The sequence below is a fragment of the Agrobacterium rubi TR3 = NBRC 13261 genome (assembly GCF_000739935.1).
In the GTDB taxonomy this organism is placed as follows: domain Bacteria; phylum Pseudomonadota; class Alphaproteobacteria; order Rhizobiales; family Rhizobiaceae; genus Agrobacterium; species Agrobacterium rubi.
Window position 1 is genome coordinate 22,742 of record NZ_BBJU01000014.1, and the last position, 22,280, is coordinate 45,021.

A 22,280-nucleotide genomic window follows, 5' to 3' on the forward strand; every position below is an offset into this window, starting at 1 on the left:
ACACTCGTGTAAGAAAACAGGTGGTCTGATCCATGGGACAGAGAAATCCAATTGCCAGACAAGTGGTCTTGGTTGTCGAAGACGATCCGCTGCTTCGCATGATGGCGGTTGATCTCGTGGAAGACGCAGGTTTCGACGCGATCGAGGCGTGTGATTCGGACGAAGCTGTCGAAATATTGCAAACGCGCCCAGATGTGAAAGTTCTTTTCACCGACGTCGATATGCCCGGCAAGATGGATGGTGTTGCACTCGCCAATTGGGCACGCCGAAGCGTCGTGCCACTGGGTATCGTTCTGACCTCGGGTCACTACAGGCCAGAAGATGAGGATTTACCAGACCGGAGTATTTTCTTCGCCAAACCCTATGATTTCGAAAAGGTCATGAAGACGCTGAGACTTATGAGTGCGTGAGGCGGAAGTTTCGTGTTTGCTAATAGGTAACCATAGCTCAAACGTCTGTTTAGCGATTAAGTGTTCTTAAAAGACCTCTGTTTATAGTGTCCCTCAAGGCTATAAGAGTTTTTGGGGGTACTATGAACTTTCTGGGAATCACAGGCATGCAGTATTCTGGCGTGCCATTTCACGACACACGAATATTGCTTGCTGAAGATTCCAACGTCTTTACTCAGATGATCGGCGCGAGGCTCAAGGAGCTGCTGGGTTTGAGCGTTGAGGTGTGCCGGAACTTCGAAGAGCTGCAGGAATGCTACGAGCGTTCTTCCGAAGAAGTTACTCTCGCCATTTCCAATATCAATCTTCCAGGCGCTGAAAATGGCGAGGCTTTGGAATATCTTGTCGATCTTTCGATACCGACGATCGTTTTCACCAGCACCTTCCATGAAGACACGCGTGAGAAGCTCATCACCAAGGAAGTGGTCGACTATATCCTGAAAGACAATGTCTTTGCGGTCGATATGCTGACGGAATCGGTTTGCCGCTTCCTCACCAACCACCGTCACCACGTGCTCATCGTCGATGATAGTCCAACGGCGCGAGCTCTGCTCTCCAGCCGCCTTAAGCGTTACAATTTCCGCGTCAGCCTTGCTGAGAGCGGTGCGAAGGCGCTGGAAATTCTCAAGAACAATCCAGACATCGGTCTTGTGGTGACGGATTACAACATGCCTGATATCGACGGCTTTGAGCTGACGCGGCGCATTCGCACCATGCGCGGTTCGCATGAGTTGCGCATTATCGGTGTTTCCTCGTCCACGAACCGCCTTCTGTCTGCACGCTTCTTGAAGGCCGGCGGTAACGACTTCATGCTGCGTCCGTTCATCGACGAAGAATTTTATTGCCGCGTCAATCAGAACCTCGACACGCTTGTCCAGATCAAGTCGGCGAGAACGCAGAACGCTAAGGCTGCTGCATAAGTCTGAAAGAGCAGGGCCGTCAGGTTTCCTGCTCTATCGGCCTGCCCATGGCAAGTTTTTCGGATAGTTCCGGGCCAAGCTTATCCACATAGGCTTGGTCCGGTGACGTTCCCAGAGCATCCAGCGTCTTGGAGAAGAAGCAGCGCGCCGCAGCCGCCGCCACGATGTCGAAGATTTCGGCATCGGTCAGGGCATGGGTTTTGAGAGCATCGATATCGGCTTGCGTCACCGACGTCGCATCGCGAACCACATTTGTCGCGAAAATCATGATGGCGCGCTCCTGCTCGTTGAGGGGCGCATCGTCTTCGATGTTGACGATGGCTTCCAGCTCGTCTTTGGAGACGCCGTCGCGTGCCAGAACGGCGCCATGCGCCAGCATGCAATAGGAAGAGCGCAGTTCGCGGGCTGCGGCCAGCGTGACCAACTCATAGCGCCTCGGCTCGATATTGCCACGAAGGCTGACCAACAGCGCACTCCAGCTTTCCATGACCTCCGGGCGATGGCCGAACGCGCGGTACATATTCGGCAGATAGCCATGAACATGCTCGGCACTATCGTACATCTCCGCAATCTTGCGGCTGGTTTTCGGCTCTGGCGGCGCGATGAACATCGGGTTCTCCTGCATTTCAACTGCTTCTAAAATGCGTGAGTGCGAGATTGGATCATTTTCAGCCGATGTTTTTTGTCACAGCTGAGATTCGAGCGGCAATATCCCCATAACTATCGTCATGATACGGCGGCTGAGGCTGGCGTAGGGCTCGCTGGCATAGTGCTGCGGCTTGCCCTTGACGACACCGTTCCAGACGACGTTACGGCGCTGGTTCAGCGTGAGTTCAAAGCTCATTTCCTGGCGGATTTCTTCGCTGAAGATAGCGTCCATTTCCTCGACCAATTCAGGCGATGTGAACAGTACGCCCATTTCGGTGTTCAGCGACATCGAGCGGGGATCGAAGTTGAGGGAGCCGATAAAGCCGATCTCACCATCGCGCGTGAAAGCCTTGGTGTGGAGGCTGGCCTGACCGGAGCCACGCAGCGAAAAAGAGGAGTTTTGATCCGCCAAAGCGCGCAGTTCATGGATTTTGATGCCGTTGATCAACAGGGGGCGTCTGTAGCGCGAATATCCGGCGTGGACGGCAGCGACATCCGTGGCGGCCAGTGAGTTCGTCAAAACGCAGACCGAAACGCCGTCTGCCGAAAGGCGCGACAGGGTTTCGACGCCTTTCAGACCGGGAATGAAGTAGGGAGACGTTATCCGAAGCTTAGTCGTCGTCTCATCCATGATGGGCAGCAGGGTTTCCATGACGTAGTTATGACCATGGCGTCGCTTGCCGGCGGCCTTCTCTGGCGGGTCGGCAACGACCTGCACGGTTTCCACCCAATGCAGCTTGTCGGAGTTGAGGAAGTCGCCGGAATGGTGCTGGCTTTCGACCTGTGCCAGATAGGGCTGTGCTGCGCTGCCGGCCGCCAAGGCATCCATCCGGCGTCTCAATTTCGCGAGCTTGTTGGGGCGCCTTGCGAGCAACGATCTGACCGGCACCGCAACCGCACTGTTCCAGTAGTCGTCGAAAATCTCCTCTGCCTGACCGACACAGTCTCCATGCGCGATGACATCGAAATCTCTGAAATTCGCCAGCTCTGCGGCGTCGAAATAGGCGTCGCCAATATTACGCCCGCCAACGATCAAAACCCTGCCATCGGCAATCCAAGCCTTGTTGTGCATGCGCCGGTTGACGCTGCGAAACCGCAGGACCATCTCCAGCCCGCGACGGAACACGTTTTCCCTTGCTTTCGTGGGATTGAACAGTCGCAGTTCGATATTGCGATGGCTATCGATGGCGTGAAAGGCGCGATCGGGAATCGAGACGCCCAGATCATCGAGAAGCAGACGCACGCGAACCCCACGGTCCGCAGCGGCGATGACCTCACGCATCATCAGCTGACCAGTCAGATCGGCGTTCCACATGTAGTACATGAGGTCGAGGCTGCGGGCGGCTGCCCTCGCAGAGCCGACGCGGGCCGCAAAAGCGCCGAGGTTGGACTGGACGAGGGAGAGCGCGTTCGGCTCTTGGCGTCCATTGCTGACATGTTTCCAATGGAGGTCAAGCGGGGTCGCATCGTCCACTGTCGGCAATGCCGTGGAAGCGATTTTGATGATGATTTTGTCGCGGTGGCGCGATGCGAGTGCCATTGCGGCCACGATCATCACAACAAGCAGAACACAGATGGCGATCGTTACATTCACAGCGATAGGGTCACCTGCATCAGTTGTACGCTTTTATATCGGTTGAAATCAATGGATTTCAATGCCGCGCTTGTCGGCTTCTTCCTTGATGATGTCTTCAACGATCTCGCGTTTTAGTCCGGGATTTCCGAGCAGGTAATCATCGGCGATTTCGAAAATGGATTTGGGGCTTTCCGTGCGATTGAGGGTATCGAGATCCTGGCCGATTTGCTCGCGCAGTTGGGTGTAGTCATCCATCGTCGTTCCTCCATCATGTGGAGGTAGAATGCGCGGGCGGTGTCTGGGTTCCTGTCGCGTTTGAAATGAGGATATTGCATTGGCAGGCCACGCCAGCCATAAGCGACAGATCAGGTGCTTGCCTCTGGGCGGGAGAATCGGGAACGCGGTGAAAATCCGCGACGTGCCCAACGCTGTAAGGTGGACGCGTGTTGCCATAGGCCACTGAGATAATCGGGAAGGCGGCAAGACGGGGTTGAAGCCAAGTCAGAAGACCGGCCTGATATGATAGACCGAACCGCATGGACGGCGGCAGGTTTTGAGGAGGCGGGTCGTTTTGCGGCGCGCGCCTTGCATTGTTGGGGATTAACGATGCCACAGGACGACTTCGATCACGCGCTGGTGCCAGCGCAGGAATTTTCCGACGTCGACAAGCAAGCCGTTTACCGCGCCATCGAAACGCGACGGGACGTGCGTGACCAGTTTCTGCCAGAGCCACTTTCCGACGACTTGATCGACAGGTTGCTGAAAGCCGCCCACGCTGCCCCCTCCGTCGGCTTCATGCAGCCGTGGAATTTTACGCTGGTGACCGACGAAGAGGTGAAGCAGCGCGCGTGGGAAGCTTTCTCTCGTGCCAATACGGAAGCTTCTGAAATGTTCGGGCAGGAACAGCAGACACTGTATCGCAGCCTGAAGCTCGAAGGCATCCGCAAGGCTCCGCTGTCGATCTGTGTGACTTGTGATCCGACCCGTGGAGGCGATGTCGTGTTAGGCCGCACCCACAACCCGCGCATGGATGTGTACTCGACCGTTTGCGCCATCCAGAACTTGTGGCTCGCTGCGCGGGCAGAGGGCGTCGGTGTGGGTTGGGTCAGTATCTTCCACGACGACGACATACGCGATATTCTAAGCATTCCGCCACACATCGAAATTGTCGCATGGCTGTGCGTCGGGCATGTCGACACGCTCTATGGAGAGCCGGAACTGGCGGTGAAAGGCTGGCGGCAGCGTCTGCCACTGGAGGAATTGGTGTTTCGCGACAGATGGGGCGCGAAATAATAGAGTAACCCTATTGCTGCTGAGGCTGTGCACCCTTCAGAGCCGGGTTTTTCAGGTCGATGCGGCTTTGCTCTTCCGGCAGGAATTGCGGACCGACCATGCGCACCTTGTTGTTTGCCGGATCGTAATCCCGCTCTGGCACGGGTTCCGCCTTAGCCTCCGGCTTGATATCTGTCGGCTTGGTGGCGATATCACCCTTCGGTGACGTGATGGTGGTGATGCTGGAGCCGTTTTGCAAAGCGGTGGACTGCGGCGCTTTCGCCTGGTTTTCCTGCTTTTTCATCTGGTCCTGATAGGCGGCCATGTTGCAACTGCAAGAAGGCCCGCGGCTAGAGGCGGGATTGTTGCGGTAAGCAAAGGCGGTTGGCATGGACGCATAGGGCTGGCCGGTTTTCGCAGACACCATATCCGAACTCTCCTGGCCTTCCATTGCGTGGTAGAACAGTTCCGTCTGCGTGCCGGGGCACATGCGCTGGCACTGCGCGGCTTGGTCGCGGAAATCCAGCGGTGTGGCATCGGACGAAATCGGGAAGAACGCGCCGTCGCAGGTGCGCACGCACAGCGTTCTCAAGCCGCCCTGCATCGGCATATTGGGCGATGGGGCGTAGTCTGAGTGATCGGGTTCATTGAATGGATCGCCGGGGCCACGAATATCCTGATCCTGCGATGGATCAGTGGATGCCATGGACGGCGACTGTTCATCGAGACAGCCATTCTGATCCAGCGCAGCCATGATGTTCTCGCGGCTGTTTTGCGCATTATCGGCACGCTGCGCGGCCAGCATTCGGTCGCGATCTTCCGCAATCATCGCGCGCTCAGCCTCAGCCTGTACCAGCGCATCGCCGATTTCGCCGCACATCTGCGCGTTCGGATTGCCGTAAACGATGATGCTGCCCGACGAGCAGCCATAGCCGCGCATGTCGTTCTTGATGCGGCGGATGAGAATATTCTGCTGTGCCAGCGCACTGGCGAAGCGACGAATCTCGGCGGTGTTGCCCATGATGCGCGTCGGCTGGGTCAACTCGGCCCGCAAGTCATCGCATATGTCATTTGCTTGCACCGACAGGGGTGCCGCGAACAGAACCGTTACAAGTGTGCCGATCAATCGGCCTCGGCGCGGGATCAATTGTCTGTCCGTTTCCGGCCCGCAATCCTGCGTGCCATACCCTGTTGATCGTCGTCAGCGGAATGCGGACGACGAATATGCATTCAGGATAACATAGGGCCGTGCCGCAAAGCGGCAACAGCCAGTTCAAAATTGCGTTAACCCGGACTTACACCGAAGGGTGTGAGGCCTGAACAGTCGCAAGGGCTGCCATGTTGACCACACCACGCGATGTCACCGTCGGTGACAGGATGTGAACGGGCAGGGCGGAACCTAGAAGGATCGGGCCGACATGCAGGCCTTCCGTCATGGTGCGCACGACGCCGAGCGTGATGTTGGCCGAATCGAGGTTCGGGAAGACCAGCAGGTTTGCTTCGCCCGACAGCGCGCTGTTGGGCATGGCTCTCTTGCGCAGGATTTCCGATAGCGCCGATCCGCCCTGCATTTCGCCGTCGATTTCAAGTTCCGGCGCTGTACTGCGCACCAACTGAAGCGCACGACGCATCTTGCGGGCACTTTCCGAATCGCGCGAGCCGAAGTTGGAATGGCTGACCAGGGCTATCTTCGGCGTGATGCCAAAGCGCTTGATTTCCTTGGAGGCGAGGATTGCCAGTTCCGCGATATCTTCTGAGGTGGGCTCGTAATTGACGAAAGTATCCGTCAGGAAAATCGCGCCCTGCTGGGTAATCAGCAGGCTGAGACCGCCAAAAGTGTGGGCGCCCTGGCTCTTGCCTATGATTTGATTGACGTCGCGCAGATGGCGGTCGAAGCGTCCTTCCAGACCGCAGATCAGCGCATCGGCCTCGCCGCGCTTGACCGAGAGCGCGCCGATGACGGTGCTGTTGGTGCGCACGATTGTGCGTGCTGCTTCCGGGTTGATGCCGGCGCGACCGACGACTGCAAAGTAGTCGTCGACATATTCGCGGTAGCGCGGATCGTCTTCGGGGTTCACGACGGCAAAGTCGGTATTGGGGCGAATGCGAAGGCCGAAACGCTTCAGACGGGTCTCGATGATCTGCGGGCGACCGATGAGGATGGGAACGCCGGTGCCTTCTTCCAGCAGAACCTGGGCTGCGCGTAGCACGCGTTCGTCTTCGCCTTCGGCAAAGATGATGCGTTTCTTTTCTGCCGTTTTCGCCAGATTGAAGATCGGCTTCATGATGAAGCCCGAACGCCAGACGAATCGGTTCAGCTGATCGAGATAGGCGTCGAAATCGGTAATGGGGCGCGCAGCTACGCCGCTTGCGGCGGCCGCACGCGCAACGGCAGGTGCGATGCGCAGGATGAGACGTGGATCGAACGGCGAGGGGATGAGGTAGTTCGGGCCGAAAATGGGAGTCTCGTCGCTATAGGCTTTCGCCGCGACTTCCGAGACTTCTTCGCGTGCCAGTTCCGCAATCGCGTGGACGGCGGCCATCTTCATTTCTTCGTTGATGGTGGTCGCACCGCAATCAAGCGCGCCGCGGAAGATGTAGGGGAAGCACAGAACGTTGTTGACCTGGTTCGGAAAGTCCGAGCGACCGGTGCAGATCATCGCATCCGGGCGGGCTGTGCGCGCCAGTTCAGGCATGATTTCCGGGTTAGGGTTGGCCAGTGCCAGAATGAGCGGCTTTGGTGCCATGCGAGCCAGAAGCTCCGGCTTCAAGACACCGGCGGCGGACAGGCCGAGGAACACGTCGGCACCATCGATGCTCTCGCTCAGAACCCGCTTATCGGTCTTTTGTGCATAGACTTCTTTCCACTCGTCCATCAGCGTGTTGCGACCTTCGTAGACGAGGCCTTCGATGTCGTGAACCCAGATGTTTTCACGCTTTGCACCGAGTACGACCAGCAGGTTGAGGCAGGCAAGGGCCGCAGCACCCGCACCCGATGCCACGATCTTGACCTCGCCAATCGTCTTGCCGGCCAACTCCAGCGCGTTGGTGACGGCTGCGGCGACAATGATGGCAGTGCCGTGCTGGTCATCGTGGAACACGGGGATGTTCATTTTCTCGCGAAGCTGGCGCTCCACTTCGAAACATTCCGGGGCCTTGATGTCTTCGAGGTTGATGCCGCCGAAGGTGGGCTCCAATGCCGAAATGGTCGAGACCATGTCGTTGATGCCGGGAGCGTCGATTTCGATGTCGAACACGTCGATGCCAGCAAATTTCTTGAAGAGAACCGCTTTGCCTTCCATCACGGGCTTGGAAGCGAGAGGGCCGATATTGCCTAGGCCGAGAACAGCCGTGCCATTGGAAATGACGGCGACCAGATTGGCGCGCGCGGTATATTCGGCAGCCATTTCTGGGTTTTCATGAATGGCAAGGCAGGGAGCGGCAACGCCGGGCGAATAGGCAAGCGCCAGATCGCGCTGGTTACCCAGCGGTTTGGAGGCTTGGATTTCCAGTTTTCCGGGGCGCGGGTAGCGGTGATAGAAAAGCGCCTGTTCTTCCAGATCCGCATTGGCGTTGGTGGTTTTCGTGTTGCCCGTTTCCTGAGAACTCATTCTGTCACCGCTTATTTCAAGTTTCTTCGAGGCCTTTGCATACAACAATCAGCTTGTGCGTACAGCCGTTTATTTTACCTGATAAAAGCAAAGTCGGTACTTTCGCTTGTGCTCAAAAGAGAGTTTCGCGTGCTGAATTGCCCCTTTGTCATCTTGCTGAAACACGAGTCTGTTTTTCCAGTGATGAAGATTGCCGAGTACAGGGGGAAGAGTTCCATGGCCGGGCAAAGCGAAACCAGACAGTTCAGAACATTATTCATTTCCGATGTGCATCTTGGCTCCAAAGCCGCCAAGACGGATTTCCTGTTGGATTTCCTGCGATACCATGAAGCCGAGACGATCATTCTCGTCGGTGATATCATCGACGGCTGGCGTCTTCGCCGCAACTGGTACTGGCCGCAGGGCTGCAACGACGTGGTCCAGAAGCTGCTGCGAAAGGCCCGAAAGGGAACGCGCATCGTCTACATTCCCGGTAACCACGACGAATTCCTTCGCGAATTTCCCGGCACGCACTTTGGCGGTATCGAAGTGGCCGAGCGGATGATCCACGAAGCTGCCGACGGCAAGAAATATCTGGTCATTCACGGTGACGAATTCGACGTGGTCGTCCGCAACGCCCGCCTGCTCGCCTATCTGGGTGACTGGGCATATGATGCGGCCATTGCCATCAATGTGCTTCTGGCCGCCGTTCGTCGCCGGATCGGGCTTCCTTACTGGTCGTTCTCGGCCTGGGCGAAGCTTCAGGTGAAGCATGCCGTCAACTTCATTGGCGAGTTCCAGCGCGTGGTGGCGGATGAAGCGCGCCGCAATAATGTCGACGGCGTTATCTGCGGGCACATTCACCACGCGGTGATGGAAGATATTGACGGTATCCGTTACATCAATACCGGTGACTGGGTGGAAAGCTGCACGGCGGTTGCCGAGACGATGGATGGAACATTCGAACTGATCACCTGGATGAAGTCCGATGATCAAACCGAAGAACATAGCGTTGGCGAGTTGGAGCCTATCGCATTCCCCAAGCTCATCGGCAAATACGCGGCTTGAAAGCAGGCGTTTTGTTCAGCCCCAGAGTTGCGGCTCTGGGGGGTGAACGAGCGATCCATCATAGATCAGCCCTGGAACATGATCCCGCGCCAGCAGTAGCGGGCCGTCCAGATCGGCAAAGGCCGTATCCTGCGCCAGCAGGACGGCCGGTGCCATGCCAAGCGATGTGCCGAGCATGCAGCCGACCATGACCGTATAACCAAGCCGATCCGCCTCGCGCTTCATGAGTAGGGCTTCTGTCAGCCCGCCCGTCTTGTCGAGCTTGATGTTGATGGCGTCGTAACGGTCGCGCAGAGAGGCCAAATCCGTCGTCAGATGCACGCTTTCATCCGCACAGATCGGAACGGGCCGGGCAATGCGCGAGAGGATGTGGTCTTTGCCGGCAGGAAGTGGTTGCTCGATCAGTGCGATCTTCAGTTCGGCGGCGAGAGCGAAATGATGCTCGACATTCTCTTCGGTCCATCCCTCGTTGGCATCGATGATGATCTGTGCGCCAGGTGCTGCGGCGCGCACTGCACGAAGGCGGGCTTCATCATCGACCGTGCCGGTTTTGATTTTCAACAGAGGGCGGTGGGCGTTTTCAGCGGCTTTTGCCGCCATGCTGTCCGCGTCGCCGAGTGAAATCGTATAGGCGGTTACGATTGGCTGTGGTGGCTTCGTCAGGATCGATGCGGCGACGCTTTTGCCCGAAAGCTTGGCCTCAATATCCCACAAGGCACAGTCCACTGCATTGCGTGCCGCGCCTGGTTTCATGATGTCCTGAAGTGTCACTCGGTCCAGACCGTCCGCCACGGCGTCTGCCAGTGCACGAATATCCGCCATGACGCCCTCGATGGTCTCGCCATAGCGAGCGTAAGGAACGCATTCGCCAATGCCTTTGACCTCGCCGTCACCAATCGTGCAGCGAACCACGTGAATTTCGGTGCGGCTGCCGCGTGATATGGTGAAACTGCCAGCAACAGGGAATGTTTCGGCTGTGGCTTCAATGTAACGACGCATGAAAATTGCCTTAGAGGTGACGAATAAACCTGTAAACAGACGAAAAATCACCTGTTTTCATCCGCAGGGCAGTGGCTTGCTGATCCGGCAGTCGATATGAATCGTTACAGAATCTTTAAGAAGCTGCATTCGCTTGGAGCAAGATGCAAGAACTTCAGACAAAACAACAGGCGCAACCTGCATCAATCTCAGCCGATGACAACGCTGAGGGTGGCAATGCGCGCTATGTTCTGAGTGGCTCCTGGCGTAACGCCAACATTCATCCCGTGCTGGCCGATATCGAAAAAATCGAGAAGTCCGGAAAAGGCAGCCCTGTTACGGTTGACCTTTCAGATGTTGATGACATCGATACGACAGGCGCATGGATTTTGCGCCGCATGAGCTATCGGCTGGAGCAGGCTGGTACGCAGGTCGCATTTGAAGGCAATGAGCGGGTCGAAGGCATCATCACCGCTTTGCCGGATGAGGCGCCGCTGCCGCCAAAGGACACGAATAAAAAAGGCATCGTCGAGCGCATATTCGACCCGATCGGCAAAAACGTCTTGCAGGCGGGCGCCGATTTTCTGGCGGGCATGTATATTCTGGGCTCTGCCGTTCGCGGCGCGCAGATGAAGCTGGGGCGAGGGCGCGGCGTTTCGCCGGCGGCCATCGTCAACCAGATCGACCATATGGGCGTTCGCGCCGTTCCCATCATTCTGCTGATGTCATTCCTGATCGGCGCGATCATTGCCCAGCAGGGCGCGTTCCAGCTGCGGTATTTCGGCGCCGAAGTTTTCGTGGTCGACCTCGTCGGCATCCTGCAATTGCGTGAAATCGGCGTGCTTTTGACCGCAATCATGATTGCCGGTCGTTCGGGAAGCGCGATCACCGCCGAAATCGGCTCCATGAAAATGCGCGAGGAAATCGATGCATTGAAGGTCATCGGGTTGAACCCGGTGGGCGTGCTGGTGTTTCCGCGCCTCGTGGCGCTGACGATTGCGCTGCCGCTTTTGACCATCATTGCCAACTTTGCGGCGCTGTTCGGTGCGGCCGTGGTCTCGCTTCTGTATTCTGGCATCACATTCGAGGTCTTCGTATCGCGTCTGCATTCGGCGGTGGAAGCGTCCACCATCGCATCGGGCATGATAAAGGCACCGTTCATGGCGCTCATCATCGGCATTGTTGCTGCCGTCGAAGGCATGAAGGTTGGCGGCAGTGCAGAATCGCTGGGTCAGCACGTGACATCGTCCGTGGTAAAGTCCATTTTCGTCGTGATCCTGGTCGATGGCGTCTTCGCTATCTTCTATGCAGCCATCGATTTTTAAGGAGAGGCTGTGCAGGACCACGCAGTGAAGACAGACGAAAACAAGAAGAAAGACCGGGAAGTCATTCTCTCGGTGGAAGGTGTGACAGTTGCGTTCGGGGATAAGGTCGTTCTCGATAATCTCGATCTCGACGTTTACAGAGGCGAAATCCTCGGCTTCATCGGCCCTTCGGGTGCCGGTAAGTCCGTGCTGATGCGCGCGGTTCTGCGTTTGCTGCCCCGCCAGGGTGGAACCATCAAGATTCTCGGGACGGATTACGACAAGGCGACGGAAGAAGAGCGCATGGGGCTGGATACACGTCTAGGCGTGCTGTTCCAGCAGGGCGCGCTGTTTTCCGGCCTGACCGTCAAGGAAAACATCCAGCTTCCGATGCGCGAATATCTGGATTTGCCGCAGCAGTTGATGGATGAACTCGCTGCGTTGAAAATCGAGATGGTGGGCTTGGCAGCCGACGCCGCGGACAAGTATCCGTCCGAACTCTCAGGTGGCATGATCAAGCGCGCAGCACTGGCCCGCGCCTTGTCGCTCGATCCCGATCTCGTTTTTCTGGATGAGCCAACATCCGGGCTTGACCCGATCGGTGCTGCTGAATTCGATATGCTGATTGCGCGGCTGCGCGATTCGTTGGGCTTAACCGTCTATATGGTGACGCACGACCTCGACAGCCTGTTTTCGGTCTGTGACCGCATAGCCGTTCTCGGCGACAAGAAAGTCGCCGTCGAAGGCACACTCGAGGAAATGTTCGCGAGCGACGATCCTTGGGTTCAATCCTATTTCCGCGGAAAGCGGGCACGCGCCGTCGTTCTTCCCGATGGCACGCAACACATTCCGGGGAGTGACGGATAGCCATGGAAACAAAGGCAAATTACACCATCGTCGGAATTTTCACGCTGATCATCATCGCAGCCGCCTTTGGCTTCGTGTATTGGATGGCGGAATTCGGACGCGGCGGACCAACCGCCCAATTGACGATCCGTATTCCAGGCTCTGCCAACGGCCTGTCCGTCGGTTCGCCGGTACGGTTCAACGGTATTCCCGTGGGCACCGTGCGCGGTCTGTCTATCGACCGTGATGATCCGGCCTATTCGATTGCGTTCACGGAGGTGCAGGCCGATGCGCCGGTGTTTCCGTCCACCCGCGCTGTTCTTGAAATTCAGGGCCTGACGGGTGCTGCCTATATCGAGCTTTCCGGTGGCCGTAACAATGAAGAAAGGATTTTGCAAAAGTCCTTCGACACCGGTGTGCCGGCAGAATTGACCGCCGACCTTTCGAGCGTGACCAACCTTCTGGCAACGGCCGATAAGATTTTGAAACGCGCTGATGGCGCCATCGGTGAGCTGCAGGGCTTCGTGCAGGATGCGCGCGGACCTTTGACACAGACGGTGCGCAACGCCGAGAAATTCTCCACTGCTCTTGCGGCAAATTCCGATGGCATCGAGAACTTCCTCGAAAGCCTGAGCTCGCTCTCCACGACGGTTCAGTCGGTTTCGGTTCGTCTCGACAGCACGCTGACGGCAGTCGAGGATCTGGTGAAGTCCGTGGATTCGCAGAAGATCGATTCGATCCTGAGCAATGTCGACAAGGTCACGTCCGATGTTGCGTCTGCCTCAGGTGGCATTCAGGACGTGATGGAAACGGTTCAGCGGACCTCGCGCAACTTCGAACAGGCGAGTTCCGAGGTTCAGGTTGTCGTGAAGCGTGCCGATACACTGTTGGCATCGGTTGATGCAGCAAAGGTCGGCAACGCCGTGGAAGACGTTTCAGCGGCGACGGCCGATGTCCGTCAGGCCATCTCCACCTTCCGCCAGATTGCTGACGATGTCGGCACGCGTCGTCCTGACATTGATCAGGCGATTGCCGACTTCACCGATATGTCTCGCAAGCTGAATGCCGCGTCCAGCCGCGTGGATGGAATTTTGGCGAAAGTCGATGGTTTGCTGGGAACCGACGACGCCAATTCGCTCTTCTCCAAGGCACGTGAGACATTGGCATCGTTCAAGGCTGTCGCTGACAATATCAACATGCGCGTTGGTCCTATCGCAGACAATCTGGCACGGTTCTCCAGCTCTGGCTTGAAGGACTTCCAGGCACTGATTGGCAGCACACGCCAGACGGTGGACAATCTGAACAACACGATCACGAATTTCGATCGCGATCCGCAGCGCCTGATCTTTGGTGGCGAGAACGTGAAACAATATGATGGCCGAACAAGGCGTTGACGGGGGTAGGAATTTGAAAGTTTCGTTGATGCATTGGCAGGGTAATATTCCCGGCCGGACCAAAGTTGTCGTCGTGATGCCGTTGCTTGCCGGGTTGCTGGCCGGTTGCGGCAGTGCCAAGAACGACACGTTCGATCTTTCGGTCTCCTCGACACCGGTGACGCAGGGCGCATCGCTGCGCTCTCGCCAGTTGCTGATTGCCGAACCGACGGCCCTGAAGGCGCTGGACAGCGAAAACATCGTTGTGCGCCTGTCGGGCTCGGAAGTTCAGTATCTGGCCAATTCGCAGTGGAGCGACCGCCTGCCGCGCATGGTGCAGTCCAAGCTGGTGGAAGCTTTCGAAGATACTGGCAAGCTTGGTGGCGTTGGCCGTCCGGGGCAGGGTCTCGCGATCGACTACCAGGTCGTGACCGATATCCGTGCCTTTGAAGTCGATACGACGAAGAACCTCGCTACCATCGAGATTTCCGTGAAGTTGCTGAACGACAAGAACGGCACCGTCAGAGCGCAGGAGGTGTTTCGCTCCAGTGCACGCGTCAATGGTTCAGGCAGCGCAAATCTCGTGAAAGCTCTCGACAGCGCATTCGCGTTGTCGTCGCGCGAAATTGTCAGCTGGACGCTGCGCTCGCTCTAAGTAACGGCCTATTGAAAACCCAAACGCCGCGTATCTGACGATGCGCGGCGTTTTTGTTTCCGGGTTATTTCGCCGCGTTCTCGGTCTGCCATTCTGGCAAGGGAAACAGCCTGTCGTAGCACCAGTTGAAGACGAAGGCGTAGACCACGTAGAAGAGCGCGAAGGACACGTCCATGACGAGCGCGTGCATGATGCTGATGTCGAGATACCACGCGATGAAGGGCATCAGGACCAGCAGCAGGCCGAGTTCGAACAGCACGGCATGCGCGACGCGGATGGCCACTGTCTTTTGCGTCGTGCCCAGCTTGCGCTGCATGACGTGATCGAAGCCTAGATTGTAGAGGTAATTCCACGCCGTGGCGATGGTTGCGCTGACCACGCCGACGACACCGATATCCTCAGCCGGCATGCCGAAGACGACAGATCCAAGCGGTATGATCAGAGCAAGGCCGATGATTTCAAAGCTGAGGGCGTGACGGATACGATCACCGATCGTTCGCATGGGGATTCTCCAGAAAGTCCGGGCCGTCCCGTATGCTGTTGCCCCAATGGCCGAGGTCGTCCTCGCTCGCTCCATATAAATCCTGTGCCGGTTTTCTTCAAGTCTGTTGCTCCACCCTAAAAAAAGCCCTCCCGGTTGGACCGGAAGGGCTTGATCTGGTGCCGACACGTCAGTGCTTAGCTGAAGCGTCCGGCCGCATGGGCAAGCATCGTGTAGACCTTGCCAGTGTCAGAGGTGAGGTACGATTGCGTAACCGTGCGGTCGCGGTCCGTTCTTGCGACATCTGCCAGCAGTTTTTCAAAATCGGAGATGTAGCGATCGACGGCGGTACGGAATTCCGTTTCGCGTTCGTACTTGCGCTTGATCTCGTCAAATGTCTGCTGACCCTTCAGCGTATAGAGGCGGCGTGTAAACACGTCGCGTTCGCCACGCTGGTAGCGGCCCCACAATTCGACCGACGCATCGTGATCGATGGCGCGGGCGATATCGACGGAGAGCGAGTTCAGCGATTCCACGACGTGACGCGGGTTGCGGGTGTCGCTGGCGCGTGTCTGCGGTTCCTGCTGTTGGCGTGGCGCAGGAGCAGACTGTGTCGTCGTTTCCTGGCCGTCACGCGAGGCACCGCGAAGGAGATCGCTGATCCAGCCGCCGCCTTCTTCGCGGCGCTGTACAGGTGCTGCGAGACCCGCCTGCGGTGGAGCGTTTCTCGTTTCCGCTGGTGCGGTGTTGCGGATGATCGGAGCCGACTGTGTTGGCTGCTGCTGGATCGGGCGGGGCGCTACGGGCGCAGGTGCGATGGCCGCAGCTGACTGTTCGCGGGCTTCCACGCGCGGTGGCTGCGGTTGAACGGGGGCAGGTGCGGGCGCCGCCACCGGCGCAGCCTTTGTTGCTGCGATGGCGCGGGCTGCAGGCTCTGAAATTTCCAGCTGCTGGGTCGAGCGACCGACGAGCTGCGAGATGTCCTGCAAGGCCTTGATCTGCTCGGAAACGGCGCGGCGCATGGCAGCGGCACTTTCCTTGGCTTCTTCCGGCAGGTCGAATGCGCCGCGCTTCAGTTCTGCTCGCGTCGAATCCAGTTCCTTGCGAATATCGGCGCTGGAGCGGCGGATTTCGTCGGTCGCACCGGCAAAGCGGGTCACGGCCTCTTCGACCGCTTCACGCAAGGTCTCGCGCAGCACGGCTGCTGCTGCATTCGACTTATCGGTCGCGTTGCCAAGCAGCTTGTCCACATCGGCAAGCGACGTCGCGACGCCGCCGCGAAGGCGGTTGACCAGCGCGTCGGAGTATTTCTGTGCTTCGGCCATCGTTCCTTCGATGGAGCGGCTTGCATCCTCGCCGGCAGAGAGCAGCGCGCCGCGCATGTTCTGTGCTGCGGTTTCAGCGCGCTTCTCTGTCTCGTCGAGCGAGCGGCCGATCTCGTTGAAAGATGAACCAAGGTTGTCGCGCAGCTTGCCCGCGACGTTGGATGAGCGCTGTTCGACATCGGCAAAGGTCTGTTCGACCATGCCCATCACGCCCCGCATGGAGGATTCGATTTCTTCCGAGCGGGTCAATAGACCGACCGAAAGCGTGCGCAGGGCTTCCTGGCGCTCTTCCAATGTCCCGACAAGGCTCGTCTGTGCGGCGTTGAGCAATTCGGACGCTTGCGACAGAACGGTAGAGTGTTCTTCAAAGCGACCGACAATGCCCGCGACCTGAGACAAGGTCTGGCCCGAGATGTTGGTCAGGCGGTCGATCTTGCCTTCGAGTAGGCGGCTGGAGCTGGACAGCATGTCCGAAGCACGGGATGCCGATTCCGAGAAGCTCGACGTTGCCGTGTTGAGAGACTGATCGGCGGCCTTCAGTTCCTGCGATGCGCGAACGACGGCAACGTTGAGGTCATCGACCGCGCCGGTCACGACATCAGCCATGCCGGAGTGCGTTTCGGTCAGCATCGTCGTGCTCTTGCGGGTCGCCGCAACCAGCTTTTCGGCAGCGTCGTTACCCGCCTTGGCGTAATCATCGATGGCCTGCTCGACAAGCTGCGCCATGCCGCTGTTGCTTTCGGCCAGCAGGCTTGCGCTCTGCTGTGCGGCGGTGACGATTTTTTCTGCCGCGTTCTGGCCGACCGTCGCGTAATCGTTGACGATAGGCTTGGCTTTTTCTTCGATGAGGCGGGACAGTTCGGCAGAGCGGCTGGCCAGCATGGAGTTGAGTTCGCGGGTGCGGGTATCGAGCGTGGTGCGGATGGATTCGCCGCGGGCGTCCAATGCGCTTTCGGCGTTGGACAGCGTTTCGGAGATCGCGCCGACCTGCGAACGCACGACGGCCTCGGCTTCCGCGACCTTGTTGACGATCGCGTTTCCAGCCTCCGAGAAGGTCTGTGCGACGGCGGCAGCCTGGCCTGAAAGGCGGCCCTGCGCATCTGAGATGCGACCGACGATTTCATCCGAGCGCTGTTCGATAGCACGGGTAAATTCGTCGTTACGGGCTCTGACCTGCTCGGTAAATTCTGCGCCCGTTTTGGCCAGAAGCTCAGTGGAGCGCAGCGCTTCGCTGTCCATGCTTTGCGTTGCATTGACCACGGCATCACGCAGGCTGACGGCGAGACCAGAGGCCTTGCCTTCGATTGTGCGGTTGACGTTATCAAGACCGATGGTCAAGGCGCGGTCCATGGTGCCGAGACGCTCATCGATACGAGCCGTGCCAGTATCCAGCACACCGGCAATGCGCTGCGTGGCGTCGTCGCTGGTGCGCACGAAATCAGCCGTTTTACCGTCCAGCGTGTCGGAAATCTTGCGGCTGGCCTCTTCGATGGAGGTGTTCACATTGCCGAGATTCGTCTGGATGCGATTTTGCAGGCTGTCGATGTTGGTTTCCAGCCGCGCACCGGTCTCATCGAGACGCGTGGAAACGGTGCTGACCGACTGTTCGACGCGCGACGACAAAGCGTCGGCAGCACTGCCGATTTCGCGAGCGGCGTCGCCAATCTTGTCGGCCACGACACCGGCGCTGTTTCTGAGGCGCTCTTCGAGCGTGGCACCGCTGGTATCAATGGTGCGCTGAAGCGCCTCCTGCTGGTTTTCCAGCGACATTTCCAGCATGCTGGTGCTGGATGCAATCGTGGTGCCCAACGACATAGCCTGCTCGGACAGAAGATCGCTCATACGCTCTTGTGCCGAACCCAGGGTTTCGGCGAGTGCCGAATGATTCTGATCCAGAGTAGAGCGCAGCTGTTCGTGCGAGGACACCAGATTGTTTTCGAGGCGCGAGACGCCGCTTTCCATGGTGTTGGAGAACCTGCCAGCACCACCTTCGATGGCTGTCTCGATGCGATTGGCGGCCGTGTTGACGGTCTCTTCAATCAGGATGCCGTTGCGCTCCACGGTTCGCGTGATCGCATCGGCCTGAACGCCGAGCATAGTGTCGAGGCGCAGGTGTCCGACCGCGAGTGCTTCTTCGATGGTGGAAGCAGTGGAGGCCAAGCGATGTTCGGCACCCGCCACGGATTGCGTAAGGGTCGCCGTGCGGCTGTCGAGCGTTTCCGTGATGCGCTCTTCTGCTCCAGAGATCGCCATGTCGATGGCGAGCGAGCGGCTGTCCATGGCATCGGCAATACGGTCTTCGACACCCGATACGACATTGGCAAGGGCTGCTGTACGGCTATCGAGCGTATCGGAGATGCGACCTTCGACGCCGGAAACAGCGCTGGTGAGCGCATTTGTACGGGTATCGAGTGTTTCTTCCAGACGCTCCTGCGCGCCTGAGAACGCCATATCGATGGCCATGGTGCGGCTATCGAGCGTATCGGCAATACGTTCTTCAACGCCGGAGACGACATTGTTGAGGGCAGCTGTTCTGCTGTCGAGCGTTTCCGCAATGCGGTTTTCGACGCCGGAAACGACCGTGTTGAGCGCAGCCGTGCGGCTATCGAGTGTTTCTGCGATCCGCTCTTCGGCACCTGAAAATGCCATGTCGATGGCCATGGTGCGGCTATCGAGTGTGTCGGCAATGCGGGTCTCAACACCGGCAACGGCGCTGGTCAGCGCGGTCGTGCCATTGAGAAGCGTATCCGAGATCCGGCCTTCGACGCCAGACACCACCGTGTTGAGTGCTGCCGTGCGGGTGTCAAGCGTTTCAGCGATCCGCTCTTCTGCACCCGAGAATGCCATATCGATGGCCATGGTGCGGCTGTCGAGCGTATCAGCAATGCGTTCTTCGACGCCGGAGACGACGTTGGAAAGCGCGCTTGTGCGGTTGTCCAGGGTTTCCGCAAGACGCTCTTCGGCAGTCGAAAACGCCATATCGATAGCCATTGTGCGGCTGTCAAGCGTATCGGCGATACGTTCTTCGACACCGGAAACGACGCTGTTGAGTGCGGCTGTTCGGCTGTCAAGCGTTTCGGCAATACGGTCTTCAACACCGCTGACGGCATTGGTGAGAGCTGTCGTGCCGTTGAGCAGCGTGTCCGAAATGCGGCTTTCGACGCCGGAGACCACGGTGTTAAGGGCTGCTGTGCGGGTATCCAGGGTTTCCGCAATGCGCTCTTCCGCGCCTGAAAAGGCCATGTCGATGGCCATGGTACGGCTGTCGAGCGTATCGGCAATGCGTTCTTCGGCACCGGAAACAGCACTGGTCAGCGCGCTGGTGCGGCTATCGAGTGTTTCAGATAGGCGCTCTTCGGCTGTCGAGAAGGCCATGTCCAAAGCCATGGTACGGCTGTCGAGTGCGTCAGCGATGCGCTCTTCCACGCCCGATACAACGCTGCTAAGAGCTGAGGTACGGCTATCGAGGGTGTTGGCGATACGGTCTTCGACGCCCGCAACGGCGTTATGGATCGCAGCGGTGCGGCTGTCGAGCGTATCAGCCAGACGGTCTTCGACACCGGAGACTGCGCCGGTAATTGCGGCTGCGCGGCTGTCGAGTGTTTCGGCCAGGCGACGCTCGACATCGGCAACGATGCTGTTGATGGCGGCTGCGCGTTCATCGAGAAGGGCTGCGAGGTGCTGGGCTGTACCGGAAACGGAGCCGGTTATGGCCTCAGTGCGGCTTGCCAGCGCATCGTCGAAACGGTTCTGGCTGTCGGAGAGGGCGCTGACCAAAGCTGTGCTGCGTTCCGCCAGAACGGCATCGATCTTTTCGTGTGTGGTGCTGAACGCGCTGGTGATTTCCGTTGTGCGGGCGCCAATGGCGTCGCTAAGCTCGCGGGTGTGGCTTTCGAGCGAGCTTTCCAGCATTTCCTGGCCGGTACCCAGTGTCGTCGCCAAGGCAAAGGACTGGTCGGTGAGGGCGGTGCTCAAACGCTCAATGCCGGAATTCAACGTGCTGTCGATGGTATCGGTACCACCGGAAACGGTCTCGTTGATCCGTGCGAGGCTTTCCATCAGCTTGCTGTCGAGGCTGCCGGCGCGCTGGTCGAAGGCGCTGGTGAATTCGGCAACGCGCTCGTCGAATGCAGAGTTGACGAGGCCGACGGTGGTCTGAAGCTTTTCTTCGAAGAGGCCCGAACGCAAATCCAAATCCATGATCGCATCATCTGCACTGCTTTGCAGGTTCTGACGGAAGGAGAGGCCTTTTTCTTCCAGCGTTGTCGTCAACTGATCGAGAACGTTATCGAGCGAGCCGCCGATGACCTGCTGGCCGCGGTCGATATTCTGGGAAATCTCTTGGGTGCGCTTGGTCAGGATGTCGTTGAGCAGGCGCGTGCGGTCTTCGAGAACCTTGTTCAGGTTTTCCGTACCGCTGCTGACCGTGGAGGCCTGGGTCGCGAACTGTTCGAGCAAGAGGCGGCCGCGTTCATCCAGCGTGGTGCTCAAATCATGCAGGCGCAGATCGAACTCGTTGGAAATCGTGGCGCCAGATGTGTTCAATGCCTGAAGCAGATTGTCTGTCTTAGCGGCAATCAGCGTGCCCATGGCTTCCGTCGAAATTCGCGATTTCTCGAGCAAGGTCGCCGAACGGGTATCGATCATCGACGCAAAAGCCTCGCCGCTGGTGGCAAGGCGCATCGACAGTTCTTCACCGACGATCGACAGTTCTTCCTTGATCTGATCTTGCGCACCGATGATGGACGAGCGGATGCGCTCGGCATGATTGATGATGGCGTCGCGTTCTGCGCTCAGTTCGTGAACGAGGCTGCGGACACGCAACTCGTTGTCGGCATAGCTGCGCTCGAGTGCGTTCACTTCGGAATGCACGAGTGTTTCAAGCTCGGTCGCGCGGGCAATCGTGCGCTCGATGCCGTCATTCATCGCCGAAACTTCACGACGCACGGCCTGGCCGACCGACATGATGCGGTCGGATGCAATGGTTTCCGGCTCGGAAAGGCGCAGCGCCACTTCCGCCATGGAACGGGCAGCGTTGCGCAGATCGCGGGCGCGCGCCATCATGATGGCGAAGGCAAAGAACAGCATGATCGGCACGATGATGCCGATGATGATGGCCATGACTCCTGGAATGGCGAAAAGCTGTGCGAGCGACGAGACGTTCCAGATCAGGTCGCCATAGATGACATTGGCGAGACCGACGCCAGCGATGGCCCATAGAGCCGAGACGATGCTGGCGTTGCGAAGGGCAGCCGTAATCGAGCCGGCGTCCAGCGATTTCAGGATCATGGCGGGGCTGCGCTTGGAACCGTCATTGGCAGCTTCGAGAGAGGGCGATCGTGGGGCTTGTTCGGGGGCAGGGCGTTGTTGTTGCTGCGGCTCGGCCGGACGGGCTCTGGATTGATCTGGCACTCTGGTCTTTTCTGACACTTTGGCCTCCGCAGACTTGGGAGTGGTTCGTTTCCGAGGCTCCGGCTGGGTTTCGTACGCGCCGAGCTGCAAGGCATCTTCCAATGCCTGAAACGCAGTCTCGTCGATCGAGTCGCTGATCTTATTATTCGCCATGCGGTTACGCCTCGTTACATATACGCCCGGCCTCATGCCGTTCATCCGCTCGCCGCCGCTTACGAATATCCGCCACCATGCCTCAAGACACGATACCTGCCGGTATATAGTGCCTCGTTTCTTACTAAAGTCCTGAGAGCCGGTCGCCCAGCTGTCAGGCAAGATTACATCCACATGCCGGATTTACAAAACTTGAACGAAAGTCATGCGGCACGCAGTACCGTACTGAC

General features: G+C 58.2%; 16 protein-coding genes and 1 riboswitch. Of the genes, 8 read left to right on the forward strand and 8 right to left on the reverse strand.

Features of this window, described 5'->3' with window-relative positions; genetic code table 11:
• Positions 1 to 32 precede the first annotated feature (32 nt).
• Positions 33 to 410 carry a response regulator gene (locus tag RRU01S_RS11260; RefSeq protein WP_045230385.1) on the forward strand — a complete coding sequence of 126 codons (378 nt, stop codon included), beginning with the start codon at positions 33 to 35 and terminating at the stop codon, positions 408 to 410.
• Positions 411 to 532: 122 nt separating this feature from the next.
• Positions 533 to 1,369 carry a response regulator gene (locus RRU01S_RS11265; RefSeq protein ID WP_045230386.1) on the forward strand — a complete coding sequence of 279 codons (837 nt, stop codon included), beginning with the start codon at positions 533 to 535 and terminating at the stop codon, positions 1,367 to 1,369.
• A gap of 19 nt (positions 1,370 to 1,388) precedes the next feature.
• Here RRU01S_RS11265 and RRU01S_RS11270 read toward each other — a convergent pair whose 3' ends face one another.
• The 3 genes from RRU01S_RS11270 to RRU01S_RS11280 all read right to left on the reverse strand — a co-directional run bounded on the left by RRU01S_RS11270 (position 1,389) and on the right by RRU01S_RS11280 (position 3,848).
• Positions 1,389 to 1,979 (reverse strand): carboxymuconolactone decarboxylase family protein, encoded by a 591-nt coding sequence (locus tag RRU01S_RS11270; RefSeq protein ID WP_045230608.1) that lies wholly within the window; start codon positions 1,977 to 1,979, stop codon positions 1,389 to 1,391.
• A 75-nt stretch (positions 1,980 to 2,054) separates the two neighbouring features.
• Entirely contained in the window at positions 2,055 to 3,572 is a 1,518-nt protein-coding gene (locus RRU01S_RS11275; protein WP_045230609.1) for a phospholipase D family protein, read from the reverse strand.
• A gap of 87 nt (positions 3,573 to 3,659) precedes the next feature.
• Positions 3,660 to 3,848 carry a hypothetical protein gene (locus tag RRU01S_RS11280; protein WP_045230387.1) on the reverse strand — a complete coding sequence of 63 codons (189 nt, stop codon included), beginning with the start codon at positions 3,846 to 3,848 and terminating at the stop codon, positions 3,660 to 3,662.
• Positions 3,849 to 3,943: 95 nt separating this feature from the next.
• Positions 3,944 to 4,125, forward strand: a riboswitch (cobalamin riboswitch).
• Positions 4,126 to 4,199: 74 nt separating this feature from the next.
• Between RRU01S_RS11280 and bluB the strand changes: the two genes are divergently transcribed.
• Positions 4,200 to 4,886, forward strand: coding sequence for a 5,6-dimethylbenzimidazole synthase (bluB, locus tag RRU01S_RS11285; RefSeq protein ID WP_045230388.1), 687 nt, complete (start codon positions 4,200 to 4,202; stop codon positions 4,884 to 4,886).
• Positions 4,887 to 4,896: 10 nt separating this feature from the next.
• On the opposite strand, the gene RRU01S_RS11290 is transcribed toward bluB, so the two are convergent.
• A complete protein-coding gene (locus RRU01S_RS11290) occupies positions 4,897 to 5,991 on the reverse strand; it encodes a DUF2865 domain-containing protein (RefSeq protein ID WP_234936065.1) in 1,095 nt (364 codons plus the stop codon).
• Positions 5,992 to 6,160: 169 nt separating this feature from the next.
• A complete protein-coding gene (locus RRU01S_RS11295; protein WP_045230389.1) occupies positions 6,161 to 8,476 on the reverse strand; it encodes an NADP-dependent malic enzyme in 2,316 nt (771 codons plus the stop codon).
• 216 nt (positions 8,477 to 8,692) lie between these two features.
• On the opposite strand from RRU01S_RS11295, the gene RRU01S_RS11300 reads away from it, so the two are divergent.
• Positions 8,693 to 9,523, forward strand: coding sequence for a UDP-2,3-diacylglucosamine diphosphatase (locus RRU01S_RS11300; protein ID WP_045230390.1), 831 nt, complete (start codon positions 8,693 to 8,695; stop codon positions 9,521 to 9,523).
• A 15-nt stretch (positions 9,524 to 9,538) separates the two neighbouring features.
• Here the strand turns inward: RRU01S_RS11300 and dgcA are convergent, their stop codons facing one another.
• Positions 9,539 to 10,522 (reverse strand): N-acetyl-D-Glu racemase DgcA, encoded by a 984-nt coding sequence (gene dgcA, locus RRU01S_RS11305; protein ID WP_045230391.1) that lies wholly within the window; start codon positions 10,520 to 10,522, stop codon positions 9,539 to 9,541.
• Positions 10,523 to 10,665: 143 nt separating this feature from the next.
• On the opposite strand from dgcA, the gene RRU01S_RS11310 reads away from it, so the two are divergent.
• Genes RRU01S_RS11310 through RRU01S_RS11325 form a run of 4 tightly spaced genes read left to right on the forward strand, consistent with a single transcriptional unit; the run spans position 10,666 to position 14,679 of the window.
• Positions 10,666 to 11,826 carry an ABC transporter permease gene (locus tag RRU01S_RS11310; RefSeq protein ID WP_045230392.1) on the forward strand — a complete coding sequence of 387 codons (1,161 nt, stop codon included), beginning with the start codon at positions 10,666 to 10,668 and terminating at the stop codon, positions 11,824 to 11,826.
• Positions 11,827 to 11,850: 24 nt separating this feature from the next.
• A complete protein-coding gene (locus RRU01S_RS11315; RefSeq protein ID WP_234791105.1) occupies positions 11,851 to 12,672 on the forward strand; it encodes an ABC transporter ATP-binding protein in 822 nt (273 codons plus the stop codon).
• 2 nt (positions 12,673 to 12,674) lie between these two features.
• On the forward strand, positions 12,675 to 14,045 hold the full coding sequence (locus tag RRU01S_RS11320) for an MlaD family protein (RefSeq protein ID WP_045230394.1): 1,371 nt from the start codon (positions 12,675 to 12,677) through the stop codon (positions 14,043 to 14,045).
• Between the two features lie 28 nt (positions 14,046 to 14,073).
• Entirely contained in the window at positions 14,074 to 14,679 is a 606-nt protein-coding gene (locus RRU01S_RS11325) for an ABC-type transport auxiliary lipoprotein family protein (protein ID WP_045230395.1), read from the forward strand.
• A 64-nt stretch (positions 14,680 to 14,743) separates the two neighbouring features.
• Here RRU01S_RS11325 and RRU01S_RS11330 read toward each other — a convergent pair whose 3' ends face one another.
• Positions 14,744 to 15,181, reverse strand: a complete 438-nt coding sequence (locus RRU01S_RS11330; protein ID WP_045230396.1) for a PACE efflux transporter — start codon at positions 15,179 to 15,181, stop codon at positions 14,744 to 14,746.
• 176 nt (positions 15,182 to 15,357) lie between these two features.
• Positions 15,358 to 22,050: an apolipoprotein A-IV repeat region-like domain-containing protein gene (locus tag RRU01S_RS11335; RefSeq protein WP_045230397.1), complete on the reverse strand. Its 6,693-nt coding sequence runs from the start codon at positions 22,048 to 22,050 to the stop codon at positions 15,358 to 15,360.
• Positions 22,051 to 22,280 lie beyond the last annotated feature (230 nt).